The sequence below is a fragment of the Bradyrhizobium sp. DOA9 genome (assembly GCF_000617845.2).
Classification (GTDB): domain Bacteria; phylum Pseudomonadota; class Alphaproteobacteria; order Rhizobiales; family Xanthobacteraceae; genus Bradyrhizobium.
The window spans coordinates 6,615,666-6,634,596 of the sequence record NZ_DF820425.1; the positions used below are offsets into that span (position 1 = coordinate 6,615,666).

An 18,931-nucleotide genomic window follows, 5' to 3' on the forward strand; every position below is an offset into this window, starting at 1 on the left:
AACCCGGAGCATGGCTCAATGATCGTGATGATGGTAATGGCCGCCGCGGGCGCCGCCAGGCTGGGGCGGCTCGACGGCCTCGACCGCCTCCGCAGACTCTTCATCGAGTATCGTGACACCGACCCGGCGGGCGCTGATCAGGTTTTCCAGGCGCGCGGTGTAGTCTTCCGGCCGGCCTTCCAGTGCGACCAGCAGCACCTCGCCGCCGAACCGCACCCGCCAGTGTAGATTGCCCACGTGGTAGCCGAGCTCCACGGCGTCGGCGATCGAGCGCGGCTCCAACCGCAACCAGCGTTCGGTTGCGGCGCGGACCACGATCGCACGGTCTGGCTCCAGCACCAGCACGGCGCCGTCGAAAAGCTTTTCATGACGAGGCAAGGCGATCGCCAACTCTTCACCGCCGTGCGTAGTGATCAAGAGACGCCGCCGCGCCAGATCGGTCGCCGGCACATTGGCGATATCGACCGCCCCCGCATGCTCAAGACGGTGAAGCGCCTCGGACAAAGCGGGCTCGACCCGGCTCCCCAGCACGCGTTCGATGCGCAGCATCGTTGGTACCTCGCGAATTTCATGATCAGGCAAGATGGGCGACGGATATCAATCCGCCGCCCCCGGCGATATGCGTCCTAGCGGTGCGCCACCTTCTTGCTCGGGATGCCCTCGATCGGACATTCCTCGGTTCCCACCGTGGTGCGCGTGAAGGACTCGACCATCTCCCGCGTGCCTTCCGGATCGGCGATCCACTTGGCGTAGAAATCATATGGGCAGGCCGCAACGCCACGATCACCCTCGCCGGAGTTGATCATCCCCGTGTAACCGCGATGCACCAGCTTGAAGAGATGGTTCTGCGACTGGCCGTTTTTGCGGGCGTCGCGGATCAGCGACTTCGACAGCTGGGCATAGTTGACGCCGTACTCTTCCTCGCCGCATTCGCCGAGCGTGCGGCCGTCGAAGCCGATGATCGCGGAATGACCGAAATACGAGTAGACGCCGTCGAAGCCCGTGGCGTTGGCGACCGCAACATAGACATTGTTCGCCCAGGCCATCGCCTTGGCCATGATGACCTGCTGGTCCTTGGCCGGATACATGTAGCCCTGGCACCGCACGATCAGCTCGGAGCCCTTCATCGCGCAATCGCGCCAGATCTCGGGATAGTTGCCGTCGTCGCAAATGATCAACGAGATCTTCAGCCCCTTCGGGCCCTCGGAGACATAGGTGCAATTGCCGGGATACCAGCCCTCGATCGGCACCCAGGGCATGATCTTGCGATACTTCTGCACGATCTCGCCCTTGTCGTTCATCAGGATCAGGGTGTTGTACGGCGCCTTGTTCGGATGCTCCTCGTGGCGCTCGCCGGTGAGCGAGAATACGCCCCACACCTTCGCCTTGCGGCAGGCCTCGGCGAAAATCTCGGTTTCATCGCCCGGGATGACCGAGGCGGTCTCGTACATCTCCTTGGAATCGTACATGATGCCGTGGGTGGAGTACTCCGGGAAGATTACCAGATCCATGCCGGGCAGACCGGTCTTCATGCCGACGACCATGTCGGCGATCTTGCGGGCGTTGTCGAGCACCTGCGCCTTGGTATGTAGGCGCGGCATCTTGTAGTTCACGACGGCGACGCCGATCGTGTCGTTGCTTGACGTAATATCACCGTGCAGCATGTCGCTCTCCTTTTAAAACGTTCTTGCAGCTTCAGCTCACACCGCCATGTGACGATGCACCATCTCGTCGGTCAGTTCGGAAATCGCGCCGGCCACGACCACGCGTCCCTTCTCCATCATGGCGAAGCGATGCGCAGCGCGACGCACGAACGAGACGTTCTGCTCCACCAGGATCACGGTAAGGCCCACCTCCCGATTGAGGCGGATGATGATCTTCTCGATCTCCTCGACGATCGACGGCTGGATGCCTTCGTTCGGTTCATCGAGCAGGATCACCTTGGGATCGGCGGCAAGCGCACGAGCGATCGCGAGCTGCTGCTGCTGCCCGCCCGAAAGCACGCCGCCGTTGCGGGTCAGATTGTTCATCAGATAGGGAAACAGCTCGGCGACCAGTTCCGGGATCTCGCGCTTGCCGTCATGCCGGGCGAACGAGCCCATAAGGATGTTCTCGCGGATCGTGAAATCCGGAATGATCTCGCGTCCCTGCGGTACATAGGCGATGCCGGCCCGCGCCCGCTGGAACGTCGGCTCCTTGCCGATCTCACGCTCGTCCAGCCTGATCTGCCCGTCAATCCGGTCGGTCAGGCCCATCAGCGTCTTCAGCAGCGTGGTCTTGCCGGTGCCGTTACGTCCGAGCACCGCCGTCACCTCGCCGCCCGGCACCTCGAGGCAGACGTCGTGCAGGATGTGGCTGCGATCGTAGAAACTATCGACGTGCGAGAACGCCAGCATCAGGAAATCCCCTTCGAGCCGAGATAGGCTTCCTTCACCTTCGGATTCGTCTCGATCTCCGTAACGCTGCCCTCGGCGAGAACCTGGCCCAGATGCAGCACGGTGATGCGTTCCGCGATCTCGCGCACAAAGGCCATGTCGTGCTCGACCACGATGATGGTGTGGCGGCCCCGGAGGTTGTTGACGATCAGGGAGGTCTTGTGGGTCTCCGCCTGGGTCATGCCGGCGGTCGGCTCGTCCAGCAGGATGATCTTCGGATCCTGCGTGATCAACAGGCCGAGCTCCAGCCATTGGGTCTGGCCGTGGCTCAGATAGGCCGCAACGCGGTCGGCTTCGTCGGCCAGCCCGATCAGTTCCAGCACCTCGTCGACCTTGGCCTTGGCCGGAAAGCCGAAGCCGAGATTGGCGAATACGCCGGGATTCCTGCAGCTCGCCACTTCGAGATTGCGGCGGACCGTGAGCTCCTTGAATACGCTCGGAATCTGGAACTTGCGGCCGATGCCGGCGCGCGCGATCCGATGCTCTTCCCAATTGGTGATGTTGGTGTCATGCAGGAAGACGCGGCCTTCGGTCGACTTGGTCTTGCCGGAGATTAGATCCATCAGCGTGGTCTTGCCGGCGCCGTTCGCGCCGAGCAGAACCCGCAACTCCCCCTCCTCGATGACCAACGACACGCCGTTGACGGCCTTGAAGCCCTCGAAGTCGACGCCGAGCCCGTCGATGGTCAATGCTGCCTGCGCCATGGGCTACTCCGCGAGCTGTGAGCTGGCATCGTGGACACGCAGCGCGACCGAGCCAGCCGGCGCCTTGCGCGTAACCGCGCGATCAATCAGATCGTGAGCAAGCCCTGCAATGCCGCGCGGCAGATAGAGCACGACCAGCACGAAGATCAGTCCGATGATGGCTTTCCAGGCCTCTGCGAACCCCTCGGCTTCGCTGACGGTTGCAGAGATCATGTTGATCGCAATTGCGCCGATGCAGGCGCCGAGGATCGAGGCGCGGCCGCCGACCGCTGCCCACACCACCATGGTGATCGAAAAGCTCAGATCCATGAAGGTCGGCGATGCGAACTCCGAAACGATGACATAGAGCATGCCGGCGAAGCCCGCGATGGCCGCCGAGACCGCGAAGAAGAAGGTCTGGTAGGCCGGCACGTCGAAGCCGAGATAGCGGGCGCGGTTCTCGTCGTTGCGAACCGCCTGCAGGATCACGCCAGCACGGGTGTCGATCAGCAGCCGCGCTGCGAGCAGCACCACGCTCAGCGAACCCGCAACCAGGTAGTAGGTCGGCACGATATACGGATCGAATTCGAACTCGCCGACCTTGAACCAGCCCAGATCGGTCAGGCCGTTGAAGCCGTTCGTGACCGGCTGCGCATCGATCATCACCAGCCGGACCAGCAGCACCAGCGCCAGCATGATGATGGAGACGAACACGCCGGAGATCCGCTTGCGGAAGACGATGAGGCCGACCACCACCGCCATCAGGACCGGCAGGATCACGCCCATCGCAAAGCCGAACCATTGGCTCTGAAATGGCAGCCACAGGAACGAAGCCTTGGTGATGCAGCAGAGCTCGGTCTTGGCCCCCGGCTCGGCGTTCCACAGCATGAAATCCGGCACCGGCTTGTCGGAACCCTGCTGCAGACTGGTGGCGCTGGCCAGCTTCAGCGACATCGCCAACATGTAGGCTCCAGCACCGAAGAACAGTCCCTGGCCGAGATTGAGGATGCCCGCATAGCCCCAGGACAACGCGACCGCGATACCGAGCATGCCGAACACCAGATACTTGGCGATGCGGTTCAGCCAGAACGGGTCCATCGCCAGCGGCACCAGCATGATCAGGATCACGAAGCCGGCGTAGATCGCCCAGTCGATGCGGCGCTGCGACGACATTTCAGCGCCCCTTGAGGGCGAACAGGCCCTTTGGCTTGAGAATGATGATCGCGATCACCACACCGAACACGACGGCGCGTGCCAGGATATCGTTGGTCCCGGCGGCAACTACACCGTTGATCTCGCCGAGAATCCCCGCCGACAGCACCGATCCGAGCAGACTGCCGACGCCGCCCATCACGACGACCAGGAAGCCGTCGACCACCATCGACGTACCCATGTCCGGAAACACCGTCTTGAAGCCGGACATCATCACGCCGGCGACGCCGGCAAGGCCCGAGCCGAACGCGAAGGTCAGCGCGTTGACGCGCTCGACATCGATGCCGCACGCCGCGGCCATCTTCGAATTGCGGATGATGGCGCGGACCTGGGTGCCTGCGACGGTGCGGTAGAGCAGGAACCACGTGGCGAGCGTAAGGACCGCCGTAACGAGGATGATAAAGGTCCGGTAGCGATTGATATCGACACCGGCGATATGAAGGGTTCCCTGCAATATCCCGGGTACATCGACATTCTGCAGACCGGGGCCAAGTCCCTGGATGTGCATGCCGAAGAACGTGAGCCCGAATTCCAGCCGCACGGCCTGCTGGATCAGGATCGCGACGCCCCAGGTCGCCAGCAGGGTGTCGAGCAGCCGTCCGTACAACTTGCGTACCACGATGCGCTCGATCAGAAGCCCGAGCAGCGCCGTCACGATGAAAGCGAGCGGGATTGCGACGAAGATGTTCGTCCCGAGCCAAAGGCCCGACAGCACCGTCACATAGGCGCCGACCATGACCATCTCGCCATGCGCCATGTTGATGACGCCCATGGCGCCATAGGTGATCGCAAGGCCGAGAGCGACCAGGAGGAGGATCGAACCCAGGCTGAGACCGATGAACAGAACTTCGAGCATGACAATACCTCATCGTCCATCGCACGGGAGACCGCGCGATGGACGAGGTTTCCTTGACGTCAGGTTTTCAGCTTGGCCGCGTCGAGCCCCTTCGACGTGCAGAAGAGGTTCGTCGGCGTCTCGCCATAGGCGACGTAGGGCAGCGGCATCACCGGCTCCTTGTAGGCGTCGATGATCTTGCCCTGACCGTCCGGTTGCCACTGCGCGATGCGCGGGGTCAGGTAGGCGTGCAGGTTCTCGGCTTCGATCTTGACGTGGCCGTTGGGCGCGTCGAATTCCTGACCCTTGACCGCCTCGCGGATCGCAGTCGGGGTGACCTCGGCGGCCTTCTCGACCGCCTGCTTCCACAGGAAGACCTGGAAGTAGGACGATTCCAGCGCGTGGTGCGTCACCGCCTTCGGATCCTTCACGAAGGCCCGATAACGCTCGACGAAGGCCTTGTTGCGGTCGGTGTCGATTGCCTGGAAGTAGGGAAACGAGGTGTACGAGCCGACGGCATAATCGGCACCCATCGCCGCGATCTCGATCTCGGAGGTCACGGTCGCGCAGATCGGAAGCTTGTCATGAGTGAGACCCTGGTTCTTGTACTCGCGGTAGAAGGCGATCACGGAGTCGCCGACCACGTTGGACAGCACGACGTCGCAGCCCGAGTTCTTGATCTTGTTGACCATCGAACCCCATTCGGAATGGCCAAGCTCGAGATATTCATCGGCGATCCATTCGCCGCCGTTCTTCTCGATCAGAATCTTGGAGACCTTGGCCATCTCGCGCGGATAGATGTAATTCGATCCGACGATGAAGAACTTCTTCTTGCCGAGCGTCTTGATGATCCAGGGAATGAAATTCGAGAGCTGTTGGTTCGGAACAGCGCCGGTATAGACGACGTTCTTCGAGCACTCGAAGCCTTCGTAGTAGGTCGGGTAGAAATAGAGGTTGTTGCGCTTCTCGAACACCGGCAGCACGGCCTTGCGGCTGGCCGACGTATAGGAGCCGAATACGGTCGGCACGCGATCCTGGATAACGAGTTTCGAGGCCTTCTCGTTGTAGGTCTTCGGATCCGACGCGCCATCCTCCGCGATCGCCGCGATCTTCATGCCCTTGACGCCGCCCGCCGCGTTGATCTCGCTGATCGCCATCATGGTGGCGTCATGCAGCGATTTCTCCACGATCGACAACCCGCCGGTCAGCGAGAACAGCACGCCGACCTTGATCTCGCCCGCAGCATGAGCGCCCGTCGAAAACACCCAGGGGGATGTGATCAACGCGCCGCCCGCCAAAGCGCCGCCCTTCAGAAATTTACGTCTATCAACTGCCATCGCACACTCCCCGTTGGCTCCAGACACAGATCTGCGATCGCACCGAAGCACGCTGCTACCGTGAGACAATCGCCAAGACTCAAGCGGGCGTCGTCAACACGAAGGTGACGACAACACCACGCGCCCCAGAAAACAAAAAAGCCCGACGGACCCTCGCGGGTCCTTCGGGCTGCTCAGCCGGAGCCGAACCAGCATCATCGATGGTTCGGCAAAGTCGCGAAAGATTTTCTCTTCACGACGGACGAAAGCTAATCACCTTTGGCGCGATATTGCAACAGCTCGTTTGCGTGAATGATCGCCGAAGCCATATCGTCCATCGACAAGCGCTTCGACATGGCTTGTCGCCGGATGCTTTCATAAGCATCAGCCTCGCTCAATCCCTGACCGTCCATCAGGATCGCCTTGGCCTTCTGGATACGTTGAATGCCCGCGAGCTTGCGTTCGAGCTTGCGTACACGCTTGTCAGCTTCGCGACGCTCCATCCAAAGGCTGCGCGCAATGGTGATGTTGGTCAACAGGCCGAAGGGCCGGATCGGACGCTCGATGACTGCGACGGCGCCGAACTCGAGCACAAGTTGCAGCGTCGACGGATCCTCGTAGGACACGACGGCAATCAGGGTCGGCCGACGATTGACGTCGGATTTCAACAGGCGCTGCATCTCGGTCCGCATGTCGTGCTCGATCGCGAGCAGCACGATGTCGGCCCCTTCCTGCCAGCATTCCGGCACCGGCCATTGCATCTCCACCATGCAACCGATGCGACGCAGATGCTCGACCAGCTTGGTCCGCTCCGAATCCGGCGGATGCACGACATGAACCCGCAGACCACGCAGATCGCGGAGAATTTGAATGGCCACGCCTGGTTCTCCGTCCAACTAGGCAACCATGGGGATCATGGACGAATGAGTTGCTGGTCATCGACGGACCAATCGTCGAGTCTCTGCACGACACAATAGGGATCCGGTTTCACGCGCACACCTGGATTCCACACGACCTGGAAACGGCCGTTTCGATCCAGCCGCGCGATCCGCGGCCAAAGATAGGTGTGGTTGTTTTCGGGATCGACACGCACTCTTCCCTGCGGCGCGTCGAATTCGAAATCCCTGAGATTGCCAAGCACCTGTTCCGGATCGTCGGAGCCGCACTTTCCGACTGCACGCATCGCCAGATGCACCTGGAAGTAGGACGCTTCGGCGCCGGCCGTCACGGGCGCGTCGTCTCCGTATTTATGCTTGAAGCTCGAGACGAAACGCCGCGCAGCCGCCGAGGACAGGGTCTCGAAGAACGGTGCCGCGGTGATGTGTCCCTCGGCAACCTCGGCGCCCATTTCGGCAACTTCCGCCTCGTTGGTGGCGAGACTTGCTATCGGCATGCGTGCGGGGTCGAAGCCTGCCGCCCGATAGGCACTGTAGAATGCCGCCGTGCCGGAGCCCACCACGGTAGAGAAGATCACCTCCGGCGAGGTCTTCTTGATCCGCGCAATGACCTTGTCGAAATCCCCCAGGCTGGCCTGCAGCGGCACATAGATCTCATCGAGCACCTTGCCTTTGCTCTGCACGACGAAGTCCGCCATCAACCGGTTCGATTCATAGGGATAGATGTAATTGGACCCGACGAGCAGAAAGCGGTTGCCGTAGGTCGAAAGCAGGAAACGTGCAAGCTGGATCGAATTCTGGTTGGGCGCTGCGCCTGTGTAGATACAATTGCGCGAATACTCGAACCCCTCGTATTGCGTCGGATAGAACAGCAGGCCACGGTGGCCTTCGACGACCGGAAGCACGGCCTTGCGGGTGCTGGACATGTAGCAGCCGAACAGGATCCTGATGCGATCGAACTGGAACAGCCGCTCGGCAAAGGCGCGGTATTTCTTCGGATCTGAAGCGGGATCGTAGATCACGGGTTCGACCGGCCGGCCGAGGACTCCGCCATTGGCATTGATCTCTTCGATCGCGAGCAAGGTCGCATTCAGCTGCGTGCGCTCGATGGCCGACGTCACGCCGGTCTGCGAGAACAGCACGCCGACCCGCCAACTGTCCGAATGGTCTTTGGCTGACACCATCAAATCACGATCGTTGGCTGCATCCGTCAACGCTGCCCCTCTTCTCGCGGCGCCATATCGCGCCCTTGCGGCATCTCCAGTCTATGATGAATAATGGGGATGACGTCAACGGCCGGTTCACCGCCCGGAACGACCGCGGGCACGACGCATTTCGTTCGGATATCAACAGTCCAGGGTGTCGCCCCGAGACCGTTCGCGGCGCGTTGATACGTTTGCAAGAGTTGACCGAAGGATTGAGGATGGCCGCAGGAGCGTCGGCGGAATTGATCAGGCCGCCGAGGAAATGATAGCCGAGCTCGGAGACGCCGAGCTCGCCGCCTTCGTCCTCGAACGGATTTCGTTCACCTTTCCACAGCGACACGTGCACATGGCAACCGCTGCCGGTCGGCGAAATGAACGGCCGATAGCGACCGCCATGGACCCTGTCGGCTAGATCGCGAAGATTGTCGTCGAGGTCTTGCCCGTGGGCGTCCACTGTCACCCGTCTACCCCGGGCGCCGCCTGCCGCGGCAGATACGCCCTTTCGAACGCAGCGACGTCAACGTGATGCAGCAGCGCCGTGAACCGCGGCGGCATTTTCATCCGCTGGACATCATGAGCTCCTGCTGACGCCTTCAATAGTGAAGGCAGCCCAAACCGGCGGCGGCTGCCGGAATTGAAGTCATGATGGCGGCTATGGGGTGTGCGGCGTTTCGTGGCCGACCACGGCACGATATGGTCAGCCCTCTCAACGAGACCTTGCCGTTCCACGGCCCGGCATTGCCGGACTGTCGAGATCGTGTCCAGAAACAATCTGAAACAACATTCTTCGCCATTTGGCCCGAATCTTGGACAAACAAGTCGCATGGCCATTCAGAATCCCAACATCCTTGTCGTCGAGGACGACCGCGAAACCCGGACGTTGATTGCGCAATACCTGCGCAACAACGCCTGCAACGTCACGGCCGTGAGCGACGGCCGCGAGATGTCGCGCGCCATGGCCGACCACCGCGTCGATCTCATCATCCTCGATGTCATGCTGCCCGGCGAAGACGGTCTCAGCCTCTGCCGCAAGGTGCGTTCGGAAGCGCAGACGCCGATCATCATGCTGACAGCGCGCGGCGAGGACGTCGACCGCATCGTCGGGCTCGAGATGGGCGCGGACGACTATCTGCCCAAGCCCTTCAACCCGCGCGAGCTGCTCGCCCGCATCAACGCAGTGCTTCGCCGCCAGGCCGCCGCGCAAGTGGCGAACACGGTCCAAGGCACGAGCACGCTTGCCTTCGAAGGCTGGCGCATCGATCTGCGCCTGCGCGAATTGCGTAATCCGGATGGCGCGCGCGTCGCGGTGACCAGCGCCGAGTTCGATCTCTTGCGCACGTTCTGCGAGCGGCCCGGCCGCGTGCTGTCGCGCGACATGCTGCTCGACCTCACGCAGGGGCGCAACGCCGGCTCGTTCGAGCGCTCCATCGACGTGCTGGTCAGCCGCATCCGGCGCAAGATCGAGCCCAATCCGCAGGATCCGACCATCATCAAGACGGTGCGCTCCGGTGGCTATCTGTTTACGCCCAAAACCGAAGCAGTGGGCACGGAGGCGACCGCGGCGGTCCTGAGCGGCTGACATGTCGCGAGCACTCTCCAGCTCGTCGCCGACCAGTTCGCCGACATGGGTCATGTCGTGCATTATGACGGGCCAGCTTCCGCGAGCGTCCTCGTACGGGCCGACGATTTGCATCGCGGCGTCACCAACCTCGTCGAGAACGCAATGCGATACGGCGCAGAGGTGACGATCCGTCTCAAGATATCGGGCACAAGACTCGCCATCGACGTCGAGGACGACGGTCCCGGCATTTCGGATGCACGCAATGCAAATGCCGGTGAAGCTGCGGACGTCCATGGCAGCGCCAATGTGCGATCGACCAGTTCTCGATCGAGACAGCCTTCTTTCCTGATCGGCCTCGAGAGCTCTTCCCGATTCGACGGGAGATCGATCATGCCCCCAGCTCGGCTGCAATGAACCGAATTGAAATGCTGACACGAGCCGCGGACGAATGCACTCGCAGGACTCCCGCTCCCCGTTCAGAACGAGGCTTCGGCGAGGCCTTGTTTCATTTCAGATAACTCGCAAGATTCAGGCTCAGGATCTTCCCGAGGGCGGAATACGACGCTGTGAGTTGCGTCTCGTAAGTCGAAAGCTGCGCCGTGATGGCGGCGACGTCCACGCTGGTCAGGTCATTCGACAGGGTCTCCGCATAACCCTTGTAGTCGGCCTGGCGAGCGCTCGCGGTCTCGATCGATGACGCGGCGCCGGACAGCTTTGCCTGCAGGGCCGCGGTGTCGTCGAGCGCCGTGCTGGCGAGATCCAGCGCGCTGGTGATGTCCGAGGACGACAGCGTCGTGCTGTTGGCCACGAACTTCAGCACGCGCATCACCTCCTCGAACGCCGAATTGTCGGCGGTGATGCCATATGACACGGTCTGGTCGGTAGCGACCCGCACAGACGCGATCTCGTTGTCCCCATTGTAGTAGCTGGTGTCCGACGTGGTGGTCGAGCCGGTTCCGGACGAAAAGCTCGTGAGATCGACCGGGGCCGTGTCGGTCTTGCCGCCGGAAAACACGTATTGGCCGTCATACTGCGTGTTCATCAGCGAGCCCATCTGCTCCAGCATCTGCTGGGCTGAGCTGATCGCCGAGTTCACCTCGGTCGAGCTCCCCGTCGAGGCGGCGCTGAGCTGGGAGCGCAGCTGCGTGAGGATGTCGGTCACCGAGCCGATCGCCGAATACATCACCTGGACCTTGCTGCCGGCGAGCGTAGCCGCGTCGATATAGGATTGCGCGCGCGTAACCGAGACCTGAAGGTTGATGACCTGCTGCGCGTCCGCACCGTAGCCGCCGAAATCGGTCGAGACGACGCCCGTCGATTCCTGGATCTGCTTGGTGGCCATGACCGACTCCACGCGCATGGCATCGGCGATCATCCTGTTCGACTGGGCGAAGGTGGCCACTCTCATCGCGACCATAATCGTAACCCCTTACGTCGACTGCACGGCGGTGAGCAGCGCCGAATACATGGAATTGATGGCCTCGATCAGCGCCGCCGCCGCCGAATATTTGTTCTGGAGCGTGCTCAGGTTGGCCGATTCCTCGTCGAGATTGACGCCGGACTGCGACGACAGCGAGTTCGCATAGGTCGACTGCGCGGTCTCCTTGGCGGTATAATCCGTGGAGGCCTGCGAAGCCTTGCTCGAGACGTCGGAGACAATGGCCGAGGCGTAGTCGGCGAGCGACCCGGTGCTGGCGGCGAGCCCGCCCGTCGATGCAAACGTCTGCGAGGCCGTCAACGCATCGTAGATGGCATTGATCACGGTGGCGGAGCCGGACGACAGCACCGAGCTTCCGACAGTCAAACTCGACGACGAGTCCAGTGTCGCAAGCTGAAGTTCGTTCGTGCCGGACAGAATCTTGCTGTTGACTGCGATGTCCGAAGCGCTCGTTCCCGTCACCAGATCGTTGAGGCCGAAATACTCGGAAAACCCCTCGCTGGTGCTTCCGGCCGAGCTCGTCATCTCGTTGATGGCGACGCCGTTGCCGGAGCCGGTCGCCGTGATCGAGAGATGGCCATCCGAATCGACCGAGGCGGACAAGCCGGAGATGCCGTTGATGGCGGTGACGAGATCGCCGACGGTGAAATAGGACGAGAGATCGAGATCGCCGTAGGAGACCAGGTTGCCGCTCTGGTCGGTGACGGCAAGCCGTACCGTTCCGCTGGCGGACAGCGCCGTGCTGCTGGTGACGGCCGTGGTTCCGGTCAGGGTCGTCGGCGCCGGCACCGAAGACGCGCTGTTCGAGACGCTGTTCATGGTGGACGCGAGCTGCTGCGCCAGCTGGTCGAGCTGCGACTGCGCGTCCGGCAGCGTGTCGTCACGGAGCGTGATGAGTGCGCCGATATCCCCACCGGTGATCTGGGAGGTGATGTCCACCCCGTTCACGGTGATCGCGCTGAAGCCGCTCGACGAGGAACCGGCGGCATACGTCGTGGACGCCGTCACGTTGGACGCAGCCGTATAGCTGATCGTATGCGCGGAACTGTCGACCAGTGCCTGGCCTGATTTGGTGTAGATCTGGATGTCGCCGTTCGAAGCGGTGAAGTAATTGATGTTCATCTTCGAGGCGAGGTCCTGAAGCGCGGTGTTGCGCTGGTCCTCGAGGTCGGCGGTCGACTGGCCGGAGGCGGCCATCTGCTTGATCTGGGTATTCAGATCCGCGATCTGCTGCAGATCCGCGTTGACGTCGTCGATCGAGGACGCGATGTCCTGGTCGGCGTCCGACCGGAGCTTCTGGATTCCGCTCGAGGTCTCACGCAGCTGGCTTGCAACGTCGTCGAGCGCGCTGACGACGTTGGACTGCAGCGAGGCACTGCTGGGCGTGCTCGTCAGCGACGACAGCGCCGATTCCAGCGAGGCGATGCTGTTGGCGAGTGAGGTCCCGGACGACGAATCGCCGCTGCTGCTGATCGAGCCGTAGAGCTGCTGGAGCGACGTCAGATAGGTGTTGGTGGTGTCGGCCGCGCCGAGCTCGGAATCCACGCTGACCAGCGACTTCAGCAGCAGCTTGTCCACCGTCGAAGTGATGCCCGTCACCGTGACGCCGGTACCGACGCCGTTGGTGACGCTGCTCGACTGGGTCGCGGACTTCTTGGTATAGCCGGTCGTGTCGGCGTTCGAAATATTCGACGACGTCACGCTGATCTGCACGGACGTTGCGGACAATCCGCTGAAAGCGACCGATCGAGCGATATCGAGCGACACGGCGATTTCCCTCGTTCCGTCAGGCGCTGCGGCTGGTGCCGCTGGAGACCGTGCGGGCGGCGGCAACGCGACCGGACGCGCCATAGGGCGATACCGCCGCGATCTGCTCGCGGATTGCCTGCATGACGGCCTCGATCCGGCGGTTGCTGGCCTCGATCGCTGCGCGCAGACGCACCAGATTCTCGTCCATCGCTGCCCGCAGCCTCAGGATTCGCTCCAGGAGCTGCTCGCGCAGGATCCGATCCCGCACCGTCAGGCTGGTCGTGCCCGCCGCGCACTCGGCCACGGTTCGCTCGAAGATCTCCGCCAGCTTGTTCTTCTCGTCGACCTGCTTCAGGCGCGAGGCCGGCAGGCCCTTTGCAAGCTCCGCGTTCTCCTCCGCGACCAATGCAGTCAGAGTGTCGATCAACGTGATCAGCGATTTGATCCAGGCGTCGCCGTTCACGGCACTCGTCCTTTTGGCTTGGCCTACAGTCATGGTCATCGCCCTCTTCTAGTTGTTCCGTTTGCCGCGGCCGCCTTGCGAGTTGCGCAGGTAAGCGCCGATTGCGGCCGTCCTGGCAGCCGTCTGCCTCATCTCACCGTCGATCTCCGCGGCTTCCCGCACGAGGCCACGCCGTGTCGTTTCCACGTCGTCGAGCAGCACGAGCAACTGCTTGCGGTCGCTGCCCTTGACGGTTGCGGCCCGTGCCATCAACCGCTTGAGCCGGCGCAGCAGCGCCTCCCCAACGGCGTTCGCTTGCTCACCGCGCATCGCTCACCTCACCGCCGAAATCAGGGTGTCGTACATCTCGCTGACGGTGGAGATGATCTGGGACGCAGCGGAATAGGCCTGCTGCGCCGAGATCATGTCCGAGAACTGGCTGGAGGTATCGGTGGTCGATTGTTCCAGCTCGCTGCCGTAGATCGTGCCTGCGCCGTTCTCCCCGGAGCCCTGCAGCGTGGCATTGCCCGACGTCACCGTCGCAGAGTAGATGCCGTTGCTGGAGGCGGCGAGTCCGCTCGGATCGGCAAAGGTCGCCACCGCGATCTTGTAGATCGCGATGGTCTGGCCGTTGGAGTAGGTCGCGTTGACGAGGCCGTCGTCACCGATCGAGACGCTCGACAGCTTGCCGTAGGACAGGCCGTCAGAGTCGATGCTGGTGACGTTGACTGACGGCGTGGTTTCGCCGGACGCATATTGCGTGAGGCCGTCGGTCTTGCCGGCGGTTCCGAGATTCATGGTGATGGTGCTGTCCGCCGCACCATCGGTCCAGCCGGTGATCGAGACGGTGGCCGGATTCGGGCTGGTACTGGCGAGCGAACCGTCGCTGTTGAAGGTGATGTCGATCGTGCCCGAGGCCGTTCCGGTCGCAGTCGTGGTATCCGACGCCGAGGTCGGATTGGCGAAGCTCGCGCTCCAGGTGTTGGTGCCTGTCTTGGTCCAGGTGACCTGCATCGAGTTCGAGGCGCCGAGCGAATCGTAGACCGTCATAGAGCTTGTATACGTATCGCCGGTCGCGGCATCCGACGGCAGGTTCGCTTCGATCGTTGTCTTGGTGGTGGCGCTGCCGCTGGTCGAGGCGATCTGGGTATTGATGGCTTCGAGATTGCTCGCCGACTCGCTGCCGACGACATTGCCATCGGCATCGGTACGCCATCCCTCGAGATAATAGCCGCTGTTCTGGAGGTAGCCGGCATTGTCGGTCGTGAAGGCGCCGTTGCGGGTATAGGCGACCGTGCCGCCCGACTTGGCGTCGGTCACCACGAAGAAGCCCGAGCCCTGGATCGCGACGTCCGTGGCGTTGGAGGTCGCGGCGAGCAGGCCCTGCTGGGTGATGTTGGCGCGGCCCGAGACGGTGACGCCGCCAGAAGCGTAGGAGGTCGTATTGCTGGAGGCGGTCACGAGCGAGTCGAACATCGCCGAGGTGGTCTTGTAGCCGGTGGTGCTGGAGTTGGCGATGTTGTCGCTGATCATCGACAGGGATTGGCTCTGGGCGCTGAGCGCCGAGATCGCCGATGACAATGCGCCGGTGAGACTCATGATGAAGCTCCGAGGAAATCAGGATGTGAGATCAGGATGTGACGCCGAGGATGTTGGCGGCGCTGACCGCAACGCCGTTCACCGTGAGCGAGGGCGTGGACGTCGAAGTGTCGATGCCGGTCACCGTGCCGGTGACGGTCGTGTAATTGAGGACCGAGTTGCCGGCGGTGTCCGTCGCCGTCACCGAGATGCTGTACTGGCCGCCATCGGCGAGCTGATTGCCGCTGGAATCCTTGCCGTCCCAGGTGAAGGTGTTCGAACCCGAGTTTCCCGTCCCGGTGCCGGTGTAGACGACATTGCCGGAGGAATCCGAAATGCTGATCGAGACGTCCGAAGCGGTTGACGACAGCGAGTAGCCATAGGTCGCCGAACCGTTGCTCAAGGTCGCCGTATCGGACTTCGCCTCGACAGTGTGGCCGATGTAGTTCACCGAGTTCAGCGTCACGAGGCTCGAGAACGAACTCGCGAGGGACGACAAGTTGGAGTTGATCGACTGCTGCGAGGTGAAATTGGCGTAGGAGGTGAGCTGATTGACGAGGTCGGTGGTCGAAGTCGCATCCAGCGGATTCTGGTTCTGCAGCTCGCTGACGAGAATGCTCAGGAAATCGTCGGATGTCAGCGTCGAGTTGGACGACGTGCTCGACGATGACGATGTCGTGGTGGTCGCGGTCGTTGCAGAACTCACGGCGGAAACGGTCATCGGAGACTCCGGCCTTCTCTTGTTGCCGGCGACCAGTGTCGGCTCGCGGCGCTTGAAATCTGTGTGCTGATGAAACGGGTGGGCGTGCGGATTCAGGCGGGGATTCGCGCGTGCGGAAATGGCTTTCGACACGGCAAAATCTGCCATGTGCGCGTCTTAGAAGAGCGGTGAGTTCAAGTTGATTTGGCGCGGCGGTGGCAGTGCACTCCCTCGCCCGCTCGCGGGGAGAGGTGAAGGAAGCGACGATTCAGAGCAGAGCCGCTCAGCTCCCCGCCGTCTCGCCTTCGGTGCGGGGCTCGGCGGCGTCATCCTTCATTTTCGCGGCCGCAGCGACAATGCGGTCGGCGAGGCCTGCTGGCGCGCGCACTGGCGGTGCCGCGAGCGCGAGGCGCAGGGCGCGGGCCTCTTCCAGCAGGGCTTGCGCGGCGGGCGATCGCGACAGCAGCTCTTCGGCGGGCAGGCGCCGGTCGTCGGGCCAGAGGGAGAGGTCCTCGCCCAGCCGATCGATCAGTTCCTCAAACTCGGTGACGTCCATCGCCCGCCGATCCCGCCTCGGTCAGGCCCGTCATAAAGCATTGCAGGCGCGGCGGAAACCGGATTTCGGCGCCTCGGCCGCCAAATGCACCGCGACACTCCGGAAAGCGGCGGAAACGGCGGGCTGGATGACCGCCTGCTCCCCCCCTGCGTCGCAGTGGAGCAGACGTCTTCAGCTCTTGCGGGCCGAATCGACTGGTCCAGGCTTGCCGCCCCGCACGGTCCTGTCGACGAACTCCCAGGCCTCCCGCAGTTCGGTCAGCCCGGCGATGATGCGGCCGAAACTTGGCCGGGCGTGCGGACGGCCATAGGCCTTGAGGCTTGCCAGGATCAACGCATTGTAGGTCTGGAACAGCCGCTCCGCCACGTCGCCGCCTCTGGCGAAATCGAGGTTGTGGCTGAGCCCACGCAGGATCGCGGTCGCCTTCATCAGGTGCTCGTGCCCTTCCTCGAAACGCCCTGCCTCCTGGGCGGCGAGCGATCTCTGGAGAGAGATGATCGTACCGCCGAGCAGCAGCGAGACCGCCTTGAGCGGCGGCACGGTCGTTGCCGTCCCCCGATAGGCCTGGTTGGCCATGTACGCCATCGGATTATGCATCATCAATCACTCGAGCTGTTGAGCAGGGCCTTGAGATAATCGAGCGTGCTGTTCGCACTCTCGATCGCGGCTTGGTATTTCGCGTACTGCGTCTGCAGCTGCGATTGCAGCGTCGCCGCGGCGCTGTTGATGTCATCGACCTTTTGCTGGAGCTCGTCGTCGCGCGTCGTCAAGCTGGTGATCTGGGTTTGCAGGGCGCCAGTCGATGACGAATAGTCCTTCGCAAGCTGGTAGATCTGCGACGCAATCCCGGTGCTCGAGGTGACCGCGATCGACTGCGAGGTCGAGCCGGTATAGGTGAAGGCCATGCCGGCATAGATCGAACCGGACGCGCCGATGATCGTGGTGCCGCTGACCGTAAACAGCGAGGAGTCGCCGCCGACCGAGGCCGAGGACAGGTTGCCGTCGGAATCGACGGTCAGTTCCAGGGTGAAGGATTGCGGCGACGTTCCGGTGTTGACGACGCTGAGCTGGCTCGACGACGTCGTGGTTTGCGCCGACAGCAGTTTGGTCACGCCGCTCAGGTTGGTGCTCAGGATCTCCGACAACGTGCTGGTGTCGAGCTCGAGCTCGTTCTTCTCGTTGAAGGACAGGCCGAGATCGGCCATCGTCATGCCGCCCACGGTGCTGTTCAGGGCGTTCTGGAGCGCATCCATGATGTTGCGCATGGTTCCGTCGCCGAACAGGACCGCGCTCGAATCCGCGGTGCCGTCGGTCGTGGTCGTCTGCTGGGCGATGACCTCGTCGCGAAAGGCATTGTAGTTGGTGACGAAGGTCTCCAGGGCCGATTGGATCTGGCTGGTATCGGTCTCGATACTGATGTTCAGCGAGGTTCCGTCCGGGGTCGCCTGAAGCAGGCTGAAAGTGACCCCGCTGAGAACGTCGGTGATGTCGTTGGTGTCGCGGGTCATCGAGATGCCGTCCAACGTGAATTCGGCCGACTGCGCCTCCTGGATCACGTTGGTGAAGCTGCCCGAGCTGTCGGTCACGCCGAGCCCGTTCATGATGTCGTCGCCGGATGTGCTGGAATAGGTGATGTCCGCCGCATCCGCGGTGCCGGTCAGCACCATCTGGAATGACGTGCTGGACACCTGCACGATGGAGGCCTGGACGCTGGTGGTCGAGGTCTGCGCATTGATGGCATCGACAACGTCCTGAAGCGACATCGTGCTGGTGATGGTGATGTCGGACGTAGCCCCGCCGTCCAGACCGATGGAGAACGTGCCGGAATAGCCGAGCTCGTCGGTCTGACTCGATTGCGAGGTGCCGACCACCTTCTGTGCGGTCGCGATCTGACTGATCGTCAATGTATGGTCGCCGATCGCCGCCCCGTTCTTGATCGTCATGGAGAGCGCCGCGGAGGCACTCACGTCTCCGGTCGAGCTGATGCTCGCCGCGCGCGTCGCGAATGCGCTGGTGGAGAGCGAATTGACCACCGCGGTGGATAGCGACGACAAGCCCGAATACAGCGTCTGCAGATCGCTCTGAAGCGTCTGATAGGCCGAGATCTTGGCCTCGTTGTTCGTGATCGTGGTCGAGATCGTATCCGCCTGCGCGGTCTTCGCGTCCACGGCGGACTGTATCAGCGCTGACCAGTCGATACTGCTCGAATTGGTCGACCCGCTCGTGGTGACGGTGACACCCGAGCTTGCGCTGCTGGATGAGCTGACGCTGGCCACTTTGGTTGCTAGTCCCTGGTAGTGAGCGGGCCGGCCTCATGCCGACCCG

Annotated in this window: 19 protein-coding genes and 2 pseudogenes; 2 read left to right on the forward strand and 19 right to left on the reverse strand. The window is 62.5% G+C overall.

Annotated elements, in window-relative coordinates:
- Positions 1-15 precede the first annotated feature (15 nt).
- From ureE to BDOA9_RS39555, 10 genes and pseudogenes are all read right to left on the reverse strand, one after another.
- Positions 16-549, reverse strand: a complete 534-nt coding sequence (ureE, locus tag BDOA9_RS31275; protein ID WP_025037894.1) for an urease accessory protein UreE — start codon at positions 547-549, stop codon at positions 16-18.
- 77 nt (positions 550-626) lie between these two features.
- The gene (locus tag BDOA9_RS31280; protein ID WP_025037895.1) at positions 627-1,664 is read right to left on the reverse strand and encodes an aliphatic amidase; all 1,038 of its coding nucleotides are present in this window, start codon (positions 1,662-1,664) and stop codon (positions 627-629) included.
- Between the two features lie 36 nt (positions 1,665-1,700).
- On the reverse strand, positions 1,701-2,396 hold the full coding sequence (urtE, locus tag BDOA9_RS31285; RefSeq protein WP_025037896.1) for an urea ABC transporter ATP-binding subunit UrtE: 696 nt from the start codon (positions 2,394-2,396) through the stop codon (positions 1,701-1,703).
- Complete coding sequence (gene urtD / locus BDOA9_RS31290; protein WP_025037897.1) at positions 2,396-3,139, reverse strand: urea ABC transporter ATP-binding protein UrtD; 744 nt, start codon at positions 3,137-3,139, stop codon at positions 2,396-2,398. Before urtD ends, urtE begins: the two co-directional genes overlap by 1 nt.
- Before the next feature lie 3 nt (positions 3,140-3,142).
- Complete coding sequence (gene urtC / locus BDOA9_RS31295; protein WP_025037898.1) at positions 3,143-4,291, reverse strand: urea ABC transporter permease subunit UrtC; 1,149 nt, start codon at positions 4,289-4,291, stop codon at positions 3,143-3,145.
- A 1-nt stretch (position 4,292) separates the two neighbouring features.
- Complete coding sequence (urtB, locus tag BDOA9_RS31300) at positions 4,293-5,186, reverse strand: urea ABC transporter permease subunit UrtB (RefSeq protein ID WP_025037899.1); 894 nt, start codon at positions 5,184-5,186, stop codon at positions 4,293-4,295.
- Between the two features lie 59 nt (positions 5,187-5,245).
- Positions 5,246-6,502 carry an ABC transporter substrate-binding protein gene (locus BDOA9_RS31305; RefSeq protein ID WP_025037900.1) on the reverse strand — a complete coding sequence of 419 codons (1,257 nt, stop codon included), beginning with the start codon at positions 6,500-6,502 and terminating at the stop codon, positions 5,246-5,248.
- Between the two features lie 248 nt (positions 6,503-6,750).
- A complete protein-coding gene (locus BDOA9_RS31310) occupies positions 6,751-7,359 on the reverse strand; it encodes an ANTAR domain-containing response regulator (protein ID WP_025037901.1) in 609 nt (202 codons plus the stop codon).
- A gap of 35 nt (positions 7,360-7,394) precedes the next feature.
- A complete protein-coding gene (locus tag BDOA9_RS31315) occupies positions 7,395-8,561 on the reverse strand; it encodes a transporter substrate-binding domain-containing protein (protein ID WP_025037902.1) in 1,167 nt (388 codons plus the stop codon).
- Between the two features lie 181 nt (positions 8,562-8,742).
- Positions 8,743-9,033 (reverse strand): annotated as a pseudogene (locus BDOA9_RS39555) (type III glutamate--ammonia ligase); the annotation flags it as partial.
- Between the two features lie 372 nt (positions 9,034-9,405).
- Between BDOA9_RS39555 and BDOA9_RS31320 the strand changes: the two are divergent.
- On the forward strand, positions 9,406-10,161 hold the full coding sequence (locus tag BDOA9_RS31320) for a response regulator (RefSeq protein WP_025037903.1): 756 nt from the start codon (positions 9,406-9,408) through the stop codon (positions 10,159-10,161).
- A gap of 3 nt (positions 10,162-10,164) precedes the next feature.
- Positions 10,165-10,410 (forward strand): annotated as a pseudogene (locus BDOA9_RS39560) (ATP-binding protein); the annotation flags it as partial.
- Between the two features lie 238 nt (positions 10,411-10,648).
- Here BDOA9_RS39560 and BDOA9_RS31330 read toward each other — a convergent pair.
- The 9 genes from BDOA9_RS31330 to fliD form a co-directional block, all read right to left on the reverse strand.
- A complete protein-coding gene (locus BDOA9_RS31330; protein WP_025037905.1) occupies positions 10,649-11,560 on the reverse strand; it encodes a flagellin in 912 nt (303 codons plus the stop codon).
- A 12-nt stretch (positions 11,561-11,572) separates the two neighbouring features.
- Entirely contained in the window at positions 11,573-13,348 is a 1,776-nt protein-coding gene (gene flgK / locus BDOA9_RS31335) for a flagellar hook-associated protein FlgK (RefSeq protein WP_025037906.1), read from the reverse strand.
- 19 nt (positions 13,349-13,367) lie between these two features.
- A complete protein-coding gene (locus BDOA9_RS31340; RefSeq protein WP_445291829.1) occupies positions 13,368-13,826 on the reverse strand; it encodes a flagellar protein FlgN in 459 nt (152 codons plus the stop codon).
- 15 nt (positions 13,827-13,841) lie between these two features.
- The gene (locus BDOA9_RS31345; protein ID WP_025037908.1) at positions 13,842-14,102 is read right to left on the reverse strand and encodes a hypothetical protein; all 261 of its coding nucleotides are present in this window, start codon (positions 14,100-14,102) and stop codon (positions 13,842-13,844) included.
- 3 nt (positions 14,103-14,105) lie between these two features.
- Entirely contained in the window at positions 14,106-15,371 is a 1,266-nt protein-coding gene (flgE, locus tag BDOA9_RS31350) for a flagellar hook protein FlgE (protein WP_025037909.1), read from the reverse strand.
- 31 nt (positions 15,372-15,402) lie between these two features.
- Complete coding sequence (locus BDOA9_RS31355) at positions 15,403-16,071, reverse strand: flagellar hook assembly protein FlgD (RefSeq protein ID WP_025037910.1); 669 nt, start codon at positions 16,069-16,071, stop codon at positions 15,403-15,405.
- A gap of 262 nt (positions 16,072-16,333) precedes the next feature.
- Complete coding sequence (locus BDOA9_RS31360) at positions 16,334-16,606, reverse strand: hypothetical protein (protein WP_025037911.1); 273 nt, start codon at positions 16,604-16,606, stop codon at positions 16,334-16,336.
- A gap of 171 nt (positions 16,607-16,777) precedes the next feature.
- The gene (locus BDOA9_RS31365; RefSeq protein ID WP_025037912.1) at positions 16,778-17,206 is read right to left on the reverse strand and encodes a flagellar export chaperone FliS; all 429 of its coding nucleotides are present in this window, start codon (positions 17,204-17,206) and stop codon (positions 16,778-16,780) included.
- Entirely contained in the window at positions 17,206-18,882 is a 1,677-nt protein-coding gene (gene fliD / locus BDOA9_RS31370; protein WP_025037913.1) for a flagellar filament capping protein FliD, read from the reverse strand. The genes BDOA9_RS31365 and fliD overlap by 1 nt, the downstream gene beginning before the upstream one ends.
- Between the last annotated feature and the right edge of the window lie 49 nt (positions 18,883-18,931).

Excerpts from the sequence above, each read along its gene's own strand:
- ureE (WP_025037894.1), bottom strand. The coding sequence starts at position 549 with ATGCTGCGCATCGAACGCGTGCTGGGGAGCCGGGTCGAGCCCGCTTTG.
- BDOA9_RS31280 (WP_025037895.1), bottom strand. The coding sequence starts at position 1,664 with ATGCTGCACGGTGATATTACGTCAAGCAACGACACGATCGGCGTCGCC.
- urtE (WP_025037896.1), bottom strand. The coding sequence starts at position 2,396 with ATGCTGGCGTTCTCGCACGTCGATAGTTTCTACGATCGCAGCCACATC.
- urtD (WP_025037897.1), bottom strand. The coding sequence starts at position 3,139 with ATGGCGCAGGCAGCATTGACCATCGACGGGCTCGGCGTCGACTTCGAG.
- urtC (WP_025037898.1), bottom strand. The coding sequence starts at position 4,291 with ATGTCGTCGCAGCGCCGCATCGACTGGGCGATCTACGCCGGCTTCGTG.
- urtB (WP_025037899.1), bottom strand. The coding sequence starts at position 5,186 with ATGCTCGAAGTTCTGTTCATCGGTCTCAGCCTGGGTTCGATCCTCCTC.
- BDOA9_RS31305 (WP_025037900.1), bottom strand. The coding sequence starts at position 6,502 with ATGGCAGTTGATAGACGTAAATTTCTGAAGGGCGGCGCTTTGGCGGGC.
- BDOA9_RS31315 (WP_025037902.1), bottom strand. The coding sequence starts at position 8,561 with ATGGTGTCAGCCAAAGACCATTCGGACAGTTGGCGGGTCGGCGTGCTG.
- BDOA9_RS31320 (WP_025037903.1), top strand. The coding sequence starts at position 9,406 with ATGGCCATTCAGAATCCCAACATCCTTGTCGTCGAGGACGACCGCGAA.
- BDOA9_RS31330 (WP_025037905.1), bottom strand. The coding sequence starts at position 11,560 with ATGGTCGCGATGAGAGTGGCCACCTTCGCCCAGTCGAACAGGATGATC.
- BDOA9_RS31340 (WP_445291829.1), bottom strand. The coding sequence starts at position 13,826 with ATGACTGTAGGCCAAGCCAAAAGGACGAGTGCCGTGAACGGCGACGCC.
- BDOA9_RS31345 (WP_025037908.1), bottom strand. The coding sequence starts at position 14,102 with ATGCGCGGTGAGCAAGCGAACGCCGTTGGGGAGGCGCTGCTGCGCCGG.
- flgE (WP_025037909.1), bottom strand. The coding sequence starts at position 15,371 with ATGAGTCTCACCGGCGCATTGTCATCGGCGATCTCGGCGCTCAGCGCC.
- BDOA9_RS31355 (WP_025037910.1), bottom strand. The coding sequence starts at position 16,071 with ATGACCGTTTCCGCCGTGAGTTCTGCAACGACCGCGACCACCACGACA.
- BDOA9_RS31360 (WP_025037911.1), bottom strand. The coding sequence starts at position 16,606 with ATGGACGTCACCGAGTTTGAGGAACTGATCGATCGGCTGGGCGAGGAC.
- BDOA9_RS31365 (WP_025037912.1), bottom strand. The coding sequence starts at position 17,206 with ATGATGCATAATCCGATGGCGTACATGGCCAACCAGGCCTATCGGGGG.